General features: G+C 53.4%; 21 protein-coding genes. 6 read left to right on the top strand and 15 right to left on the bottom strand.

The genetic code is table 11. The features are described from left to right. The 9 genes from F3J29_RS17915 to fkpA form a co-directional block, all read right to left on the bottom strand. Window positions 1–208 (bottom strand): GTP-binding protein (locus F3J29_RS17915; protein ID WP_021242225.1); only part of this gene is annotated, 208 nt, incomplete at its 3' end. A 71-nt stretch (window positions 209–279) separates the two neighbouring features. Beyond that, a complete protein-coding gene (fusA, locus tag F3J29_RS17910; RefSeq protein ID WP_008457107.1) occupies window positions 280–2394 on the bottom strand; it encodes an elongation factor G in 2115 nt (704 codons plus the stop codon). 93 nt (window positions 2395–2487) lie between these two features. Next, on the bottom strand, window positions 2488–2958 hold the full coding sequence (gene rpsG / locus F3J29_RS17905) for a 30S ribosomal protein S7 (protein WP_008457106.1): 471 nt from the start codon (window positions 2956–2958) through the stop codon (window positions 2488–2490). A gap of 95 nt (window positions 2959–3053) precedes the next feature. After that, window positions 3054–3428 (bottom strand): 30S ribosomal protein S12, encoded by a 375-nt coding sequence (gene rpsL, locus F3J29_RS17900; protein WP_008457105.1) that lies wholly within the window; start codon window positions 3426–3428, stop codon window positions 3054–3056. Between the two features lie 124 nt (window positions 3429–3552). Next, entirely contained in the window at window positions 3553–3840 is a 288-nt protein-coding gene (tusB, locus tag F3J29_RS17895; protein WP_166868095.1) for a sulfurtransferase complex subunit TusB, read from the bottom strand. A gap of 7 nt (window positions 3841–3847) precedes the next feature. Further along, the gene (gene tusC, locus F3J29_RS17890; protein ID WP_166868093.1) at window positions 3848–4207 is read right to left on the bottom strand and encodes a sulfurtransferase complex subunit TusC; all 360 of its coding nucleotides are present in this window, start codon (window positions 4205–4207) and stop codon (window positions 3848–3850) included. Continuing rightward, window positions 4207–4593 (bottom strand): sulfurtransferase complex subunit TusD, encoded by a 387-nt coding sequence (tusD, locus tag F3J29_RS17885; protein WP_166868091.1) that lies wholly within the window; start codon window positions 4591–4593, stop codon window positions 4207–4209. Before tusD ends, tusC begins: the two co-directional genes overlap by 1 nt. After that, on the bottom strand, window positions 4593–5321 hold the full coding sequence (locus tag F3J29_RS17880; protein WP_038478188.1) for a helix-turn-helix transcriptional regulator: 729 nt from the start codon (window positions 5319–5321) through the stop codon (window positions 4593–4595). Before F3J29_RS17880 ends, tusD begins: the two co-directional genes overlap by 1 nt. A gap of 338 nt (window positions 5322–5659) precedes the next feature. Beyond that, window positions 5660–6487: an FKBP-type peptidyl-prolyl cis-trans isomerase gene (gene fkpA, locus F3J29_RS17875; RefSeq protein ID WP_166868090.1), complete on the bottom strand. Its 828-nt coding sequence runs from the start codon at window positions 6485–6487 to the stop codon at window positions 5660–5662. A 230-nt stretch (window positions 6488–6717) separates the two neighbouring features. On the opposite strand from fkpA, the gene F3J29_RS17870 reads away from it, so the two are divergent. Further along, the gene (locus F3J29_RS17870) at window positions 6718–6936 is read left to right on the top strand and encodes a protein SlyX (RefSeq protein WP_008457099.1); all 219 of its coding nucleotides are present in this window, start codon (window positions 6718–6720) and stop codon (window positions 6934–6936) included. 51 nt (window positions 6937–6987) lie between these two features. Here F3J29_RS17870 and slyD read toward each other — a convergent pair whose 3' ends face one another. The 4 genes from slyD to kefG all read right to left on the bottom strand — a co-directional run bounded on the left by slyD (window position 6988) and on the right by kefG (window position 10239). After that, on the bottom strand, window positions 6988–7572 hold the full coding sequence (gene slyD, locus F3J29_RS17865) for a peptidylprolyl isomerase (protein ID WP_008457098.1): 585 nt from the start codon (window positions 7570–7572) through the stop codon (window positions 6988–6990). A gap of 98 nt (window positions 7573–7670) precedes the next feature. Beyond that, window positions 7671–7871, bottom strand: a complete 201-nt coding sequence (locus tag F3J29_RS17860; RefSeq protein ID WP_016538480.1) for a YheV family putative zinc ribbon protein — start codon at window positions 7869–7871, stop codon at window positions 7671–7673. Window positions 7872–7882: 11 nt separating this feature from the next. Beyond that, complete coding sequence (gene kefB, locus F3J29_RS17855) at window positions 7883–9688, bottom strand: glutathione-regulated potassium-efflux system protein KefB (protein WP_166868088.1); 1806 nt, start codon at window positions 9686–9688, stop codon at window positions 7883–7885. Further along, complete coding sequence (kefG, locus tag F3J29_RS17850) at window positions 9688–10239, bottom strand: glutathione-regulated potassium-efflux system ancillary protein KefG (RefSeq protein ID WP_205246843.1); 552 nt, start codon at window positions 10237–10239, stop codon at window positions 9688–9690. Before kefG ends, kefB begins: the two co-directional genes overlap by 1 nt. A gap of 124 nt (window positions 10240–10363) precedes the next feature. Here kefG and F3J29_RS17845 point away from each other — a divergent pair, with 124 nt between their 5' ends. Next, entirely contained in the window at window positions 10364–12268 is a 1905-nt protein-coding gene (locus F3J29_RS17845; protein ID WP_166868085.1) for an ABC transporter ATP-binding protein, read from the top strand. Window positions 12269–12309: 41 nt separating this feature from the next. On the opposite strand, the gene F3J29_RS17840 is transcribed toward F3J29_RS17845, so the two are convergent. Continuing rightward, entirely contained in the window at window positions 12310–12912 is a 603-nt protein-coding gene (locus F3J29_RS17840) for a LysE family translocator (RefSeq protein ID WP_008457089.1), read from the bottom strand. 60 nt (window positions 12913–12972) lie between these two features. On the opposite strand from F3J29_RS17840, the gene F3J29_RS17835 reads away from it, so the two are divergent. From F3J29_RS17835 to F3J29_RS17825, 3 genes are all read left to right on the top strand, one after another. Then, on the top strand, window positions 12973–13989 hold the full coding sequence (locus tag F3J29_RS17835; RefSeq protein ID WP_166868083.1) for a hydrolase: 1017 nt from the start codon (window positions 12973–12975) through the stop codon (window positions 13987–13989). 1 nt (window position 13990) lies between these two features. Continuing rightward, a complete protein-coding gene (locus F3J29_RS17830; protein ID WP_008457083.1) occupies window positions 13991–14209 on the top strand; it encodes a YheU family protein in 219 nt (72 codons plus the stop codon). An 89-nt stretch (window positions 14210–14298) separates the two neighbouring features. After that, window positions 14299–15168 carry a phosphoribulokinase gene (locus F3J29_RS17825; RefSeq protein ID WP_166868081.1) on the top strand — a complete coding sequence of 290 codons (870 nt, stop codon included), beginning with the start codon at window positions 14299–14301 and terminating at the stop codon, window positions 15166–15168. A gap of 36 nt (window positions 15169–15204) precedes the next feature. On the opposite strand, the gene F3J29_RS17820 is transcribed toward F3J29_RS17825, so the two are convergent. After that, window positions 15205–15609 (bottom strand): OsmC family protein, encoded by a 405-nt coding sequence (locus F3J29_RS17820; RefSeq protein ID WP_166868079.1) that lies wholly within the window; start codon window positions 15607–15609, stop codon window positions 15205–15207. 312 nt (window positions 15610–15921) lie between these two features. On the opposite strand from F3J29_RS17820, the gene crp reads away from it, so the two are divergent. Further along, window positions 15922–16554 carry a cAMP-activated global transcriptional regulator CRP gene (crp, locus tag F3J29_RS17815; protein ID WP_003852956.1) on the top strand — a complete coding sequence of 211 codons (633 nt, stop codon included), beginning with the start codon at window positions 15922–15924 and terminating at the stop codon, window positions 16552–16554. The last annotated feature ends 61 nt before the right edge of the window (window positions 16555–16615 follow it).

The raw sequence follows: 16615 nt of genomic DNA, 5'->3' as shown, positions 1-16615 counted from the left end.
ATTCAACGTGGGAGGTGTTGATGGTGATACCACGAGCTTTTTCTTCTGGTGCGTTATCGATCTGGTCGAATGCACGAGCAGAACCACCGTAGGTTTTAGCCAGAACGGTAGTGATTGCAGCGGTCAGAGTGGTTTTACCGTGGTCAACGTGGCCGATAGTACCAACGTTAACGTGCGGTTTTGTACGTTCAAATTTTTCTTTAGACACGGCTATATTCCTTACTATTGTGCTCTCACCGATCGGAGAGAGCACGGGATCATTGTGTTAAAAGCGTTGGCTTATTTGCCACGAGCTTCGATTACGGCCTGAGCAACGTTGTTAGGTGCGTCATCATACTTCAGGAATTCCATGGAGTAAGATGCACGACCTTTGGTCAGAGAACGCAGCTGAGTTGCGTACCCGAACATTTCAGACAACGGAACTTCAGCATGAATCTGTACGCCAGTAGCGTTAGATTCCTGACCTTTCAGCTGACCACGACGACGGCTAAGGTCACCGATAACGTCACCGGTGTTCTCTTCCGGAGTTTCAACTTCAACCTTCATGATAGGCTCAAGCAGAACTGGTTTCGCTTTCTTAAAGCCATCTTTGAAGGCAATAGAAGCGGCCAGTTTAAACGCCAGTTCGGAGGAGTCAACGTCATGGTAAGAACCGAAGTGCAGACGCACGCCGAGATCTACAACCGGGTAACCCGCCAGTGGACCAGATTTCAGCTGCTCCTGGATGCCTTTATCAACGGCAGGGACGTATTCGCCAGGAATTACGCCGCCTTTGATGTCGTTGATGAACTCGTAACCTTTAGGGTTAGAGCCCGGCTCCAGTGGGTACATGTCGATAACAACATGACCGTACTGACCACGACCACCAGACTGCTTGGCGTGTTTACCTTCGATATCGGTAACTTTAGCGCGAATCGCTTCGCGGTAAGCAACCTGAGGTTTACCGACGTTCGCTTCAACGTTGAATTCACGCTTCATACGGTCAACGATGATGTCGAGGTGCAGCTCACCCATACCGGCGATGATGGTCTGGTTAGATTCTTCATCAGTCCATACGCGGAATGATGGGTCTTCTTTAGCCAGACGGCCCAGAGCCAGACCCATTTTTTCCTGGTCAGCTTTGGTTTTTGGTTCAACGGCGATGGAGATTACCGGCTCTGGGAATTCCATACGCTCCAGAATGATAGGCGAATCTGGATCACACAGGGTGTCACCAGTAGTCACGTCTTTCAGACCGATAGCAGCCGCGATGTCGCCTGCGCGAACTTCTTTGATCTCTTCACGTTTGTTAGCGTGCATCTGAACGATACGGCCAAAGCGCTCACGAGCAGCTTTAACGGAGTTCAGCACGGTATCACCGGAGTTAACAACACCGGAGTAAACGCGGAAGAAGGTCAGGTTACCAACGAACGGGTCAGTTGCGATTTTGAATGCCAGAGCAGCAAACGGCTCGTCGTCAGTTGCGTGACGCTCAGCCGGCGTGTCTTTACCGTCATCCAGAATACCGTTGATTGCCGGTACGTCGGTTGGTGCTGGCAGGTAATCGATTACCGCATCCAGCATCGCCTGAACACCTTTGTTCTTAAATGCAGAACCACAGGTAACCAGGATGATTTCGTTGTTCAGAACGCGCTGACGCAGAGCTTTCTTGATTTCTTCCTCGGACAGCTCTTCGCCGCCCAGGTATTTTTCCATCAGCTCTTCAGAGGCTTCTGCAGCGGACTCGATCAGGTTCTGGTGCCATTCGTCAGCCAGGTCCTGCATGTCAGCTGGGATATCTTCGTATTCGAAGGTAACGCCCTGATCTGCATCGTTCCAGTTGATGGCTTTCATTTTCACCAGGTCGATAACGCCGGTGAAACCTTCTTCAGCACCAATCGCCAGCTGAAGCGGAACAGGGTTCGCGCCCAGACGGGATTTGATCTGGCCTACAACTTTCAGGAAGTTTGCACCCATACGGTCCATTTTGTTAACGAACGCGATGCGTGGAACTTTGTATTTGTTAGCCTGACGCCATACGGTTTCAGACTGTGGCTGAACACCACCAACTGCGCAGTAAACCATTACTGCACCGTCAAGAACACGCATGGAACGTTCTACTTCGATGGTGAAGTCAACGTGCCCTGGGGTGTCGATGATGTTTACGCGGTGCGGTTCATACTGCTTAGCCATACCAGACCAGAATGCAGTAGTTGCAGCGGAGGTAATGGTGATACCACGCTCCTGCTCCTGCTCCATCCAGTCCATGGTTGCAGCGCCGTCATGAACTTCACCGATTTTGTGGTTTACACCGGTGTAGAACAGAATACGTTCGGTAGTCGTGGTTTTACCGGCGTCGATGTGTGCACTGATACCGATGTTACGGTAGCGTGCAATGGGTGTTGTACGAGCCATTTGATTCCTCTATATCCTGGGACGTTCAAGTTAAGTAACCCAAAGCGGGCAGCTTCATGAAGCGCCCGCTTGGGTAACACTACGAAGGATTTATTACCAACGGTAGTGAGCGAACGCCTTGTTGGCTTCAGCCATACGGTGAACGTCTTCACGTTTCTTCACTGCAGTGCCTTTGTTTTCTGCAGCATCAGACAGTTCATTCGCCAGGCGAAGAGCCATGGATTTATCACCGCGTTTACGAGCAGCTTCAACGATCCAACGCATTGCCAGAGCATTACGACGAACCGGACGAACTTCAACTGGAACCTGATAAGTAGAACCACCTACACGGCGGGACTTAACTTCGACGGTCGGACGGACGTTGTCCAGAGCGACTTCGAAAGCTTCCAGCTCGTTTTTACCAGAACGCTGAGCCAGGGTTTCCAGCGCGGTATAAACGATAGATTCTGCAGTAGATTTTTTACCATCTACCATCAGGATATTTACAAATTTAGCCAGCAGCTCTGATCCGAACTTAGGATCCGGCAGAATTTTACGCTGACCAATCACGCGACGACGTGGCATAGGAATACTCCGTTGTTAATTCAGGATTGTCCAAAACTCAAAGAGTTTATTTTGACATTAATTTAAAACGTTTGGCCTTACTTAACGGAGAACCATTAAGCCTTAGGACGCTTCACGCCATACTTGGAGCGAGATTGCTTACGGTCTTTAACGCCGGAGCAGTCAAGCGCACCACGAACGGTGTGGTAGCGAACACCTGGCAGGTCTTTAACACGACCACCACGGATCAGGATCACGGAGTGTTCCTGCAGGTTGTGACCTTCACCGCCGATGTAGGAGGTGACTTCAAAACCGTTAGTCAAACGCACACGGCAAACTTTACGCAGTGCGGAGTTTGGTTTTTTAGGAGTGGTGGTATATACACGGGTACATACACCACGTTTTTGCGGGCAAGCTTCCAGCGCAGGCACGTTGCTTTTTGCAACTTTGCGTACGCGTGGTTTGCGAACCAGCTGGTTAACTGTTGCCATTAAATAGCTCCTGGTTTTAGCTTTTGCTTCGTAAACACGTAATAAAACGGCCTCATATAATATGAGGACGCAGAATTTTAGGGCTGAGCCGAAAAGGTGTCAAGAAATATACAGCGATCCGCCGTTACCAGGCGAACTGCTGGCTATGTTTTATCGTCATTCTGACGAAATCAGTATAGCCGACACGCTCAATTTTGGACGAAATTTGAGCAGACAAGCCTCTGGCCTCAACATCTTCTTGCAGAGCGCTAACAGTAATGGGGACGGAAAGCAGTAATTCAAGCGCCCGGCTGTCATTCAGCGCGGCAATCACGCCATCTTCAATCAGCAGTAAATCGTCACCCGGCCGGACAAGGCGCAGAATCTCGGCGATATCACACTGGAAGGGCGACTGGCGTAAGGTATGCAGCATAGGTGCCTCAGAAGGTAAGTACCACATCGTACGGGTTCAGTTTTTCCCGAAGCGCTTCAGGCTCAAGCACTTCCGCATCGATAACCCAGGATGACCGATCCGACAGCCCCCTTTCCCTTATTGAGGCTGCGCAAAGGAAACACTGCTCAATATCGTACAGCGGCAAAACGCGGAAGGTCGCGATGTAGTCTCTGCCTAACACTTTAGCCGGCTGCTGCCCGGGCAGCAGCTGTAGAACACCATCGCCCACAAAGAACACACCTATGTCTTCTGACAGGGCCGACGTCGCCAATAATGCATCCAGCCCTTCCCGGCCAGAGGTGCTGCCGTGCGGCGCAGATCGAAAAACAAAAGCAACACGTTTCATCAGAACTGCACCATTCTTTCGCAGGTCAGCGCGGCTTCTGCCAGCGCCCCCAGACCACTAAGCGTAAAGCCGGGCTGGAGATTACTCACCTTGAGTCCCAAAGATTTCGCCTGTTCTTCGTCGGTCACGCCGCGACGTAATGCCGCAGCAACGCAAATATGCAGTGCCACACCGTGCTGCACGCTCAGGCTCTGCCACTCGCGCACAAGGTCAACCTCATCGCTTGCCGGAGCGGTCAGCTGATTAGCGTTATAAATCCCCTCACGGTAGAAAAAAACGCTACCCAGGGTATGTCCTTCCGCCAACAGTGCCCTGGCAAACAGCAATGCGCTGCTCGCCTGCTGCGTCCCATAAGCCGGGCCGGTGACCATTAATGCAAAGCGCATTACTTATCCTGACCGAGGAAGTCACCGTTTTTGAACTGACGAATGTAGAGATAAACGGTGTGTTTGGAAATGTTCAGCCGATCGGCCACCTGGTTGATGGCATCTTTGATGTCAAAGATCCCTTTCTCATAGAGGTTGAGCACTATCTGGCGGTTCTTGGCGTTATTTGAGACGTTGCGATCGGCATTCACTTCTTCAATCGTGAATTCCAGCGTTTGCATCACCAGATCCTCCACGGAGGACGCAAAGTTCACCGAGGACGGCACTTCCTGATCCTGAGTTTCTGGTGGAACAAAGGTCGACATGATCTGAGAGAACGGCACGTCTAGGTTCATGTTAATGCAAAGCAAACCAATCACGCGCTGGTCGCGGTTGCGAATCGCAATCGTCACCGATTTCATCAGAACGCCGCTTTTTGCACGAGTGAAGTAGCATTTAGAGACGCTGCTGTCGGCCCCGGTCATATCGTGCAGCATGCGCAGAGCCAGATCGGTAATTGGCGAGCCTATTTTTCGCCCGGTATGTTCACCATTCGCGATACGAATGGCTGAACATTTCAGATCCTGCAGGGAGTGCAGAACGATTTCGCAATGGGAGCCAATCAGCATCGCTAACCCGTCCACGACCGCTTCATAGGATTTTAATATTTCGAAGTCGGTTTGTTCAAAAGGACGCTGGTCCAGCAAATCAAGTTCACTGGTTTCGTTGGTTAAAAGCGAATTGGACATGAAAAAATACCACCCTCTCAGATTGATGACAAACGTCCGGAAACGGGGTTCGCGGGCGTTTGGGGTAAATCAGAAGACCTCGTCCATTATTTTTATTGCTACAAATTGAGCGTGTTATGGATAAAAGACGTTGCCAGCAATTTACTCTAAAGAGAGCCTGTCGCGCTTTGATGGTGTCAGGGCAGACTCATACTCGATTGAAACGCTGCCCGCTAAGGTAATACAACGTAAGACGTGCTTTCCAGTCTTTATTCTCCTCATTACGCGTGGGGGGAATAAACACCGGTACCAAAAACAAAACCGCCGCCCGGTGGGCGGCGGCTCAAACGACCTGCTAATTACTTGCTTTTAGCTGCGTCAGCGGCCTTAGCATCCGCAGCAGGGGCTGGCTTAGCATCAGCTTTTGGCGCTTGTTTAATGTCCAGCAGCTCAACGTCAAACACCAGCGTAGAGTTGGCAGGGATCCCCGGCACGCCGGTTTTGCCGTAAGCCAGCTCTGGTGGAATAACCAGCTTAATCTTGCCGCCTTTCTTGATGTTTTTCAGGCCTTCGGTCCAGCCAGGAATGACGCCATCAAGACGGAAGGACAGTGGCTCACCGCGGGTATAAGAGTTATCAAACTCTTTACCGTCGATCAGCGTGCCTTTGTAGTTAACCACCACGGTATCGGTATCCTTCGGCGCATCGCCGGTACCGTCTTTCTCAACTTTATACATCAGGCCGGTAGAAGAGGTTTTAACGCCTTTCTCTTTGGCGAAAGCATCACGGAAGGCTTTGCCTTTGTCCGCGTTCTCTTTAGCGTCTTTCTCCATTTTCTCCTGAGCGGAGGCTTTTACGCGAGTCTCGAACGCCTGCAGAGTTTGTTCGATTTCCTGGTCAGACAGTTTGCTCTTATCCGCAAACGCATCCTGTACGCCCGCGATCAGCTGAGCTTTGTCCAGGGTGATCCCCAGTTTCTCCTGCTCTTTCAGGGAGTTTTCCATGTAACGCCCAAGCGATGCGCCCAATGCATAGGCTGCTTTCTGGTCGTCGTTCTTAAAAGCCACTTTGCTGTCAGCCTGAGCTGCAGGGGCATCTTTCGCAGCAGCAGGCGCCGCAAAAGCAGGGGCATTAAGGGCAACGGCCATTGTGGTCGCCAGAAGCGTTACTTTAAATAATGATTTCATCCATTTCTCCAAGGGCCGGGGCCTCTCACCCCAGGGTTTCAAATAAACTAAGTGACGTACTATAACGTCGTGAAAGAAATCTACACAATCTCTCAGCGAGTTATCGAGTCAAATTGAGATTCTTTTTGTTTAAAGAAGTTTCCTTCAACGTGCTTCTGCGCTGTAAAGCTGGGTCATTTTCAGTAAAATCACCGCATATTGTCCATCGCGCAGGCAAAAGAGGAACCGCCATGCACACTAAATCCACCGAACAACGGCTGGAAGATCTCGAGAGTCGTCTCGCCTTTCAGGAGATTACGATTGAAGAGCTGAACCAGACCGTGACGGCGCACGAGCTTGAGATGGTCAAACTTCGCGAGCATTTCCGCCTGCTGGTTGAAAAGCTGAAAGCCAGCCAGCCGTCAATGATCGCCTCTGAATCTGAAGAGACACCACCGCCGCATTACTGAATAACAGACGTAAAAAAGGCCGCTAATGCGGCCTTTTCTCTTTTACAGCGATCAGTGGCAACCACAGCCGCCGTTGCCGCAACCACCTTTACCATGCTCGTGGCCATGGTCGTGATCGTGGCCGTGACCACCGCAGCAACCCTCGTGATCGTGGTCGTGATGATGATCGTGCTCACCGTGAACGTGGCCGTGAGCCAGCTCTTCAGCGGTCGCTTCGCGGATAGCAACAACTTCCACGTTGAATTTCAGGTTCTGGCCAGCCAGCATGTGGTTACCGTCAACCACAACGTGCTCGTCTTCCACTTCGGTAATTTCGACCGGCACTGGACCCTGATCGGTTTCCGCCATAAAGCGCATACCAACCTGCAGCTCGTCAACGCCCATGAAGACGTCTTTCGGTACGCGCTGCACCAGGTTTTCGTCGTACTGACCGTAAGCGTCGTTCGCGCCCACTTCAACGTCAAACTTGTCGCCAACTTCGTGACCATCCAGCGCCGTTTCCAGGCCAGAAATCAGGGAGCCGTGACCGTGCAGGTAGTCCAGCGGCGCGCTCACCGGAGACTCATCGACCAACACACCGTCTTCTGTACGTACCTGATAGGCCAGGCTGACCACCAGGTCTTTTGCTACTTTCATGATATCTCCTGAACGAGCGTAGGGAAAAAACTGGCGCCGATTGTAGCGGAAATCTGCGCCGCTGTACCCTCTAGCTTAAAAAAAGCTGCTCCATCTCGCTAGTCGGGATGAAAAATCCCTATCACTTGCTCCTGCTCGCGAACGTGCTCGCGAACCTGCTTGTCGGCCTCTCGCATCTGATGGCCACACTTTACGCACTCAACGATATCAACGTTGTTCTCGCGCCACAGCGCGAGGGAATCCTTCGCCTGACACTTGGGACAAACGGCCCCGGCAATAAAACGCTTACGCACTGACATTGGCTTCACCTTTATTCAAATTCGTCCCAGCCGTCCAGCTGCCGACGCTCTTGCTGCATTTCACGCTCAAAAATATCTTCCAGCTCGCGCCGGGCTTCCCGCACCCTGGAAATCTGCGCACTGTCCGTGTGAATAGGCATCAGTTCACGTAGCATACGCATATCCAGCCGGCGGAAGTGTAATTGAGCCCGGTGCGCCTGGTGCGGATGCATACCCAGCGTGAGCAATGCCTTACGTCCAAGTTCAAGGGCGCTGGAGAAGGTTTCACGCGAGAACAGTTTAACGCCGGCCTGCAACAATTCATGTGCCTCAACGCGGCCACGAGCACGCGCCAGTATGGCCAGATGTGGAAAGTGTTGTTGACAGAGATGGACTATCCGCATCGTATCTTCCGGCTCATTGCAGGTGATAACAATGGATTTGGCCTCTTCCGCTCCCGCCGAACGCAGCAGTTCCACTTCTGTCGCATCGCCGTAATACACTTTATAGCCGTACTTTCTCATCAGGCTTACGGCGCTGATATCCCGTTCAAGGACGGTGATACGCATCTTGTTAGCCATCAACAGGCGCCCAATCACCTGACCAAAGCGCCCAAACCCGACAATAATGACCTGCGGATGGTCATCCTCAACGTAAGGTGCCTCCTCGGTTTCCTCGCCGGGATTAAAGCGCCGGGCAAGAATCGCATCAACGCCTTTCATCAGCAGCGGCGTGGTCATCATCGACAGCGTCACTGTCACCAGCAGCAGCGGCATTTGGTCGCCCTGGAACAGCTTCTGCGAGGCGGCCGCGGAAAACAGCACGAAGGCAAACTCGCCCCCCTGGCTTAGCACACCCGCAAACTGCAGCCGCTCAGAGCTACGCAAACCATACACCCGCGACAGGCCATACAAAATCGAGGCTTTCACCGCCACCAGCGCAACCACGCTCACTGCAATCCACAGCAAATGGGTGAACAACACACCCAGGTTCAGCGCCATGCCAACAGAGATAAAGAACAGTCCCAGCAGCAGACCTTTGAACGGATCGATAGCAATCTCAAGCTCGTGCCGATATTCGCTTTCTGCCAGCAGCACACCGGCCAGGAACGTCCCCAAGGCCATAGAAAACCCAAGCGCGTCCATGAACAGCGCCGAGCCAAGAACCAGCAATAACGAAGCCGCGGTAAAGACTTCACGCACCCCGGAGCTGGCAATAAAGCGGAAAACCGGGCGAAGCAGATAGCGCCCACCCAATAGCATGCCGATAAACGCCAGCGCCTTCAGGCCAACTTTAATCCAGTCGGTATGATCGTCGCCGTTTCCGGCCAGCAGCGGCACCAGCGCCAGCGCCGGGATCACCGCCAGGTCCTGGAACAAAAGAACCGAAAAGCCTAACTGGCCGGATTCGCTGCGGTTCATGCTTTTATCGCGCATCAGCTGCAGCGCCATCGCCGTGGAGGACATTGCAAGGCCGATACCGCCCACCACTGCAGCCTGCCAGGAGAAATTCGTCAGCATCAGCAGGCCCGCAAGCGCCACCGCGCTGAGAATCACCTGCGCCGCCCCAACGCCAAAGATCGAGCGCCTCAGTTGCCACAACTTCGACGGATTCAGCTCCAGGCCGATGATAAACATCAGGAACACCACGCCCAGCTCGGAGAAATGCAGGATTTCATCAACATCGCTGATGAACCCTAAGCCCCAAGGGCCAATAGCAATACCTGCCAGCAAATAGCCCAGCACGGCGCCAATACCTAAACGTGCGGCAACCGGGACAGCAACAACCGCCGCGAAGAGAAACAACACCCCCGCCAACAGTAAATCAGAACCTTCCATCAGCGGCCTCCCATCGGCAACGGATTCGCCAGCCACTCACCATAGGCTTTCGCGTGGCTTTGCAGCTCCTGCTTAGACTGGCGGCGCGCCCAGTAAACGATAATCGGCATCAGCCAGTGCATCTTGCACATCGCAGCGGTGAGTTCAAAGGGTCGCAAAATTTCGGTTAAGGGAAAGCGGTTATAGCCGTCATAGCGATAGGCTCCTTCCGGCTCGCCGGTGGTGATCACGCTACGCCAGTACTTTCCCGCCAGCGCATTGCCTCCGATACCGCTGGCAAAATCCCGGCTTAAGACGCGATCCATCCACTCTTTCAGCAACGCAGGGCAGCTGTAGGTATAAAGAGGATGTTGAAAAACAATGACATCGTGCTCCAGCAGCAATGACTGTTCGTGGTAAATATCAATAAAGAAATCGGGATAATGTGCATAGAGATCGTGCACGGTCACATTTTCAAGCTGCAGAGCCGGCTGAAGCAAAACCCGGTTTGCCACCGAGTCCTGGGATTCCGGATGGGCATACAGCAGCAAAACTTTCGGCGGCTGCGACATCATTACCCTCCAGGGCGTCGTCATAGTCATTATTTTGGGCTACCATGCAGCCCGACCTGTTGCCCAGGCGACATGTTAACGAATTACAATGACAATTTAACATACTCTGAACATACGGCGCTTTATGATTGTTTTCTCCTCGTTACAAATTCGTCGCGGCACCCGCGTTCTGCTGGATAACGCCACCGCCACCATCAACCCCGGGCAAAAAGTCGGCCTGGTGGGTAAAAACGGCTGTGGGAAATCCACGCTGCTGGCGTTGCTGAAAAACGAGATAAGCGCCGACGGCGGGAGCGCAAGCTTCCCCGGCACCTGGCAGCTTGCCTGGGTGAATCAGGAAACGCCCGCTCTTGCGATGCCGGCCATAGAGTATGTGATCGACGGCGATCGCGAATTTCGCAAGCTGGAAGCCGAGCTAAACGTCGCCAACGAACGCAACGACGGCCATGCCATTGCGCTGGTTCACGGCAAGCTGGATGCGGTAGATGCGTGGACCATTCGCTCCCGTGCCTCCAGCCTGCTGCACGGCCTGGGTTTCAGCAATGAACAGCTGGAACGCCCGGTAAGCGATTTCTCGGGCGGCTGGCGCATGCGCCTTAACCTTGCCCAGGCGCTGATTTGCCGTTCCGACCTGCTGCTGCTCGATGAACCGACCAACCACCTCGATCTGGACGCGGTCATCTGGCTTGAACGCTGGCTGAAAAGCTACCAGGGTACCCTGATTCTTATCTCTCACGACCGGGACTTCCTCGATCCGGTGGTCGATAAAATTATCCACATCGAACAGGAAAATATGTTCGAGTACACCGGCAACTATTCGTCGTTTGAGATCCAGCGTGCGACTCGCCTTTCTCAGCAGCAGTCGATGTACGAAAGCCAGCAGCAAAAAGTGGCCCACCTGCAAAGTTTTATCGATCGCTTTAAAGCTAAAGCGTCCAAAGCCAAGCAGGCGCAGAGCCGCGTGAAAATGCTGGAGCGCATGGAGCTGATTGCCCCGGCCCACGTCGATAATCCGTTCCACTTCAGCTTCCGAGCGCCAGAAAACCTGCCCAATCCGCTGCTGCGTATGGAAAAGGTCAGCGCAGGCTACGGCGAGCGGGTGATCCTCAACTCCATCAAACTGAATCTTGTCCCTGGCTCACGTATTGGCCTGCTGGGCCGAAACGGGGCGGGTAAATCCACGTTAATCAAACTGCTGGCCGGTGAATTACAGCCGCTGCAGGGTGACATTGGCCTCGCTAAAGGCATCAAGCTCGGCTACTTCGCCCAGCATCAGTTGGAATACCTGCGCGCCGATGAATCGCCTCTTCAGCATCTGGCTCGCATTGCCCCACGCGAGCTGGAACAGCAGTTGCGTGATTATCTGGGCGGCTTTGGTTTCCAGGGCGATAAAGTCACGGAGCAAACGGCGCGTTTCTCCGGCGGTGAAAAGGCCAGATTGGTGCTGGCGCTGATTGTCTGGCAGCGCCCTAACCTGCTGCTGCTCGATGAACCGACGAACCACCTTGATCTCGACATGCGCCAGGCGCTGACCGAAGCGCTCATCGACTTTGAGGGCGCGCTGGTTGTGGTTTCGCACGACCGCCACCTGCTGCGCTCCACCACGGACGATCTCTATCTGGTGCACGACGGCAAAGTGGAAGCTTTCGATGGCGATCTCGAGGATTACCAACAGTGGTTGAGTGACCTGCAAAAGCAGGAAAACCAGCCCGCGGAATCAGCGAAGGATAACGCCAACAGCGCCCAGGCCCGCAAGGACCAGAAGCGCCGTGAGGCCGAACTTCGTACCCAAACCCAGCCGCTGCGCAAGCAAATCACCCAGCTCGAAAAGCAGATGGAAAAGCTCAACGCTCAGCTTGCAGAGGTAGAAGATAAGCTGGCAGACAGCGCGATCTACGACCAGAGCCGCAAAGCCGAAATGAACGAATGCCTGCAGATGCAGGTAAAAGTGAAGTCGGCGCTGGAAGAGTGCGAGATGGAATGGCTGGATATTCAGGAACAGCTTGAACAGATGCTGCAGGGCGACTAAACGCCAGGGTTTCCCTCTCCTCGCAAGGAGAGGGTTTGCCCTCAACGCCAGATAAGCAGCACGCAGGCGGCGGTTAACACGCCCATGCTGACGTTGAAAATCGCCCAGGAGCGACGGCTGCGCAGGAACAGGCCAATCAGGCTGCCAAAGGCTATCCAGATAACGCCGGCCACAATATTCACCAGCGCAATCCCTACGCTAATCATCGCCACGGAATGCAGGTAGGCAGCACCCGCCAGGCTAAAACTGGCGACGGCGCCCAGCGCCATCAGCCACGCTTTAGGGTTAATCACCTGCAGCAGGCCACCTTGCCAGAAAGGCACCGGAGATGGCGGCGCAGCATCCGTTTCCAGGCGCTCGTATTTCGCGGTGCCAATTTTCCAGGCCAGCCACAAAAGGTAAACGCTCCCGGCAATCTTCAGGATAAGGTGCAGAGCGGGGTAAAGCAGGATTAAACTCCCCACGCCGAAAGCAACAAGCACTAAAATGCACTGCATCCCGAGCATGATGCCAATCATTAGCGGCAGGCTGCGAAAGAAACCGTAATTCGCCCCGGATGCGGTAAGTAGCGTATTATTAGGGCCAGGTGTGATGGCGGCGACCCAGAGAAAGCCCAGCATCGAAAGAAAAAGCGTTAAGTCCATGAATTGGGTGCTCCACACCCGAAGAATAATTAGCGAACTAAACGAAACTAACAGTGTGATATGGCCAGTACAAGTCCTTTAGAATTGAATATTCATCATGATGAAGGTGACGATTTCCGCCCGATGCGCGGACTCAGTAACCCGCATCTGCAAACCATGATCCCACGTTTGATTCGTCGTCGAATCAATTTCAAACCCCACTGGCAGCGATTAGATATGCCGGACGGGGATTTTGTCGATCTTGCGTGGAGCGAAGATCCGCAAACCGCCATGCACAAACCGCGTCTCGTGGTGTTTCACGGGCTGGAAGGCAGCCTCCACAGCCCCTATGCTCACGGCATGATAGAAGCGGCGAAAAAACGCGGTTGGCTGGGCGTGGTGATGCATTTCCGCGGCTGCAGCGGCGTGCCGAACCGCAAGGAACGTATTTACCATTCCGGCGAAACCGAAGACGGCACCTACTTTCTCGAATGGTTGAATCAGCGCTACGGCGAAGTCCCCACCGCGGCGGTTGGCTTCTCGCTGGGCGGGAACATGCTCGCATGCCTGATGGCAAAACAGGGCGCCGCGTGCACGCTGAAAGCCGGCGTGATTGTCTCCGCTCCGCTGATGCTTGAGCAGTGCTGCTACCACATGGAGCAGGGCTTCTCGCGCGTCTATCAGCATTACCTGCTGAATCTGCTGAAGAAAAATGCCGCCCGTAAGCTGAAGAGCTACCCAGGCTCGCTGCCTATCGACCTCCGCAAGCTGAAAAGTCTGCGCCGCATTCGCGAATTCGATGATTTGATTACCTCGAAGATCCATGGCTTTGCCGACGCGCTGGACTACTATCGCCAGTGCAGCGCCATGCCGCTTTTGCCTGAAATCGCCGCTCCAACGCTGATTATCCACGCCAAAGACGACCCGTTTATGGATCACCACGTCATCCCGGATCGCGAAACGCTGCCGCCAAATATCCAGTACCAACTCACCACTTATGGCGGCCACGTTGGGTTTGTCGGCGGGACTTTGCTGCGCCCACAGATGTGGCTTGAGCAACGCATTCCCGACTGGCTAACCCGCTTCCTGGACCACTGAAATGATCATTCCCTGGCAAGATCTCGACCCTGAAACGCTCGACAATTTGATTGAATCTTTTGTATTACGGGAGGGCACCGATTATGGTGAGCAGGAGCGCTCGCTGACGCAAAAAGTCGCCGACGTGAAGCGCCAGTTACAAAGCGGCGAGGCCGTGCTGGTTTGGTCTGAACTCCATGAAACGGTGAACATTATGCCGCGCGGGCAGTTTCGCGGCTGATCGCTAACTGGCGGGGTGATCTATACTGGCTGAAAAGTATAACAAGCAGATACAGACCTCTTTCTGATCCCTCACGGAGTTTTCACCCTATGTCAGCCAAACACCCGGTTATTGCGGTCACAGGCTCCAGCGGCGCCGGAACAACAACCACCAGCCTCGCTTTCCGCAAGATTTTTCAACAGCTCAACCTGCGCGCCGCCGAAGTTGAGGGCGACAGTTTCCACCGTTATACCCGCCCGGAAATGGACATGGCTATCCGCAAAGCACGCGATGCTGGCCGCCATATTAGCTACTTTGGGCCAGACGCCAACGACTTCGGGTTACTGGAGCAAACCTTTATCGAGTACGGGCAGACCGGCAAAGGGCAATCGCGTAAATATCTGCATACTTACGATGAAGCGGTGCCGTGGAACCAGGTGCCGGGCACTTTTACACCCTGGCAGCCGCTCCCGGAGCCCACTGACGTCCTGTTTTATGAAGGTCTGCACGGCGGCGTGGTCACCCCTCAGCATAACGTCGCCGACTGCGTCGATTTACTGGTAGGCGTGGTGCCCATTGTTAACCTGGAATGGATCCAGAAACTGGTACGCGATACCAGCGAACGCGGTCATTCACGGGAAGCGGTGATGGATTCCGTGGTGCGCTCCATGGATGATTACATCAACTTCATTACCCCGCAGTTCTCACGCACCCATATTAACTTCCAGCGTGTCCCGACGGTGGATACCTCTAATCCGTTTGCCGCGCGAGCCATTCCGTCGCTGGACGAAAGCTTCGTGGTCATTCATTTCCGTGGGCTGGACGACATTGACTTCCCTTATCTGCTGGCGATGTTGCAAGGCTCGTTTATTTCCCACATCAATACACTGGTGGTGCCGGGCGGGAAAATGGGGCTGGCGATGGAGCTGATTATGGCCCCGCTGGTGCAGCGGCTGGCGGAAGGCAGGAAAATTGCCTGATGGCGTCAGGGCGGTTTGCACACCGCCCTTTTCTACTTAGGCTTCAATAATTTCGTAGCTATGGCTAATCTCTGCGGCTTTCTCCAGCATCAACGTTACCGAGCAATATTTCTCTGCGGTCAGTTCAACCGCACGGGCAACCGCACTCTCTTTTAGCTCTTTACCGGTCACAACAAAATGCAGATGGATGCGGGTAAACAGACGAGGTGCTTCTTCACGACGTTCGGAAGTCAGCTTCACCTCACAATCCGTCACGTCATGGCGGCCTTTTTGCAGAATCGACACCACGTCAATTGAACTACAGCCGCCCGCGGCCATCAGCAGCATTTCCATCGGGCTTGGCGCTTTGTCCCCTGAATTACCGTCCATCAGAACTTGGTGGCCAGAAGCGGATTCGCCGAGGAAGGTCATGCCTTCCACCCATTTAACACGTGCCTGCATTTTACCTACTCCCGTAATAAAAATTTCTTTCAGATTACGCGTCTACGTGAAAACAGGCAACGTAAGGCGATCCAGGTCATGCTGAAACGAGACAATACAAGACACTAACTAAAAGCTATGCTAAAACAATCCGGATGCTGCTGCGATACAGAGACGTTTATGCCGTAAGCAGAGGAAACGACTAATTACAGGCCGCAGGGTTAACCTGCACGCCAGCTCCCAGGGCTTGGGAAAATTTCACGATTGCAACGCCAGACAAGAGGTTCCGCGTCTTGTCTTTGGTAGCCAGTTTATAACAGAGGATAACCGCGCATGGTGCTTGGCAAACCGCAAACAGACCCGACTCTCGAATGGTTCTTGTCTCATTGCCACATTCATAAGTATCCGTCGAAGAGCACGCTGATTCACCAGGGTGAAAAGGCGGAGACGCTGTACTACATCGTCAAAGGCTCCGTAGCTGTTCTGATTAAAGATGAAGAAGGCAAGGAGATGATCCTTTCTTATCTGAATCAGGGTGATTTCATTGGTGAATTAGGTTTGTTCGAAGAAGGCCAGGAGCGTAGCGCCTGGGTTCGCGCCAAGTCAGCCTGTGAAGTAGCTGAAATTTCCTATAAAAAATTCCGTCAGCTGATTCAGGTCAACCCGGACATCCTGATGCGCCTTTCTTCCCAGATGGCGCGCCGCCTGCAGGTAACTTCTGAGAAAGTAGGCAACCTCGCCTTCCTCGACGTGACCGGCCGCATTGCTCAGACGCTGCTGAACCTGGCTAAACAGCCGGATGCCATGACCCACCCGGACGGGATGCAAATCAAAATTACCCGTCAGGAAATCGGTCAGATCGTGGGCTGCTCCCGCGAAACCGTTGGCCGTATTCTGAAAATGCTGGAAGATCAGAACCTCATTTCCGCCCACGGTAAAACGATTGTCGTTTACGGCACCCGTTAATTAGCCCTTATAAAGGCGTGTCGCTTCGGTAACACGCCTTTTTTGTCTCTACAATTCAGGC

This window comes from Enterobacter sp. Cy-643 (genome assembly GCF_011752815.1).
Classification (GTDB): domain Bacteria; phylum Pseudomonadota; class Gammaproteobacteria; order Enterobacterales; family Enterobacteriaceae; genus Cedecea.
Note: the sequence above shows the minus strand (reverse complement) of the source record. Positions and strands in the feature narration are given on the sequence as shown.

Bases quoted from the DNA above. Each gene is read 5' to 3' on its own strand.
- rpsL (WP_008457105.1), bottom strand. From the start codon at position 3,428: ATGGCAACAGTTAACCAGCTGGTTCGCAAACCACGCGTACGCAAAGTT.
- tusD (WP_166868091.1), bottom strand. From the start codon at position 4,593: ATGCGCTTTGCATTAATGGTCACCGGCCCGGCTTATGGGACGCAGCAG.
- F3J29_RS17860 (WP_016538480.1), bottom strand. From the start codon at position 7,871: ATGTCAGTGCGTAAGCGTTTTATTGCCGGGGCCGTTTGTCCCAAGTGT.
- F3J29_RS17830 (WP_008457083.1), top strand. From the start codon at position 13,991: ATGATCATTCCCTGGCAAGATCTCGACCCTGAAACGCTCGACAATTTG.
- F3J29_RS17820 (WP_166868079.1), bottom strand. From the start codon at position 15,609: ATGCAGGCACGTGTTAAATGGGTGGAAGGCATGACCTTCCTCGGCGAA.
- F3J29_RS17840 (WP_008457089.1), bottom strand. From the start codon at position 12,912: ATGGACTTAACGCTTTTTCTTTCGATGCTGGGCTTTCTCTGGGTCGCC.
- F3J29_RS17835 (WP_166868083.1), top strand. From the start codon at position 12,973: ATGGCCAGTACAAGTCCTTTAGAATTGAATATTCATCATGATGAAGGT.
- rpsG (WP_008457106.1), bottom strand. From the start codon at position 2,958: ATGCCACGTCGTCGCGTGATTGGTCAGCGTAAAATTCTGCCGGATCCT.
- kefB (WP_166868088.1), bottom strand. From the start codon at position 9,688: ATGGAAGGTTCTGATTTACTGTTGGCGGGGGTGTTGTTTCTCTTCGCG.
- fkpA (WP_166868090.1), bottom strand. From the start codon at position 6,487: ATGAAATCATTATTTAAAGTAACGCTTCTGGCGACCACAATGGCCGTT.
- F3J29_RS17845 (WP_166868085.1), top strand. From the start codon at position 10,364: ATGATTGTTTTCTCCTCGTTACAAATTCGTCGCGGCACCCGCGTTCTG.
- F3J29_RS17870 (WP_008457099.1), top strand. From the start codon at position 6,718: ATGCACACTAAATCCACCGAACAACGGCTGGAAGATCTCGAGAGTCGT.
- F3J29_RS17825 (WP_166868081.1), top strand. From the start codon at position 14,299: ATGTCAGCCAAACACCCGGTTATTGCGGTCACAGGCTCCAGCGGCGCC.
- tusC (WP_166868093.1), bottom strand. From the start codon at position 4,207: ATGAAACGTGTTGCTTTTGTTTTTCGATCTGCGCCGCACGGCAGCACC.
- tusB (WP_166868095.1), bottom strand. From the start codon at position 3,840: ATGCTGCATACCTTACGCCAGTCGCCCTTCCAGTGTGATATCGCCGAG.
- F3J29_RS17880 (WP_038478188.1), bottom strand. From the start codon at position 5,321: ATGTCCAATTCGCTTTTAACCAACGAAACCAGTGAACTTGATTTGCTG.
- slyD (WP_008457098.1), bottom strand. From the start codon at position 7,572: ATGAAAGTAGCAAAAGACCTGGTGGTCAGCCTGGCCTATCAGGTACGT.
- fusA (WP_008457107.1), bottom strand. From the start codon at position 2,394: ATGGCTCGTACAACACCCATTGCACGCTACCGTAACATCGGTATCAGT.
- crp (WP_003852956.1), top strand. From the start codon at position 15,922: ATGGTGCTTGGCAAACCGCAAACAGACCCGACTCTCGAATGGTTCTTG.
- kefG (WP_205246843.1), bottom strand. From the start codon at position 10,239: ATGTCGCAGCCGCCGAAAGTTTTGCTGCTGTATGCCCATCCGGAATCC.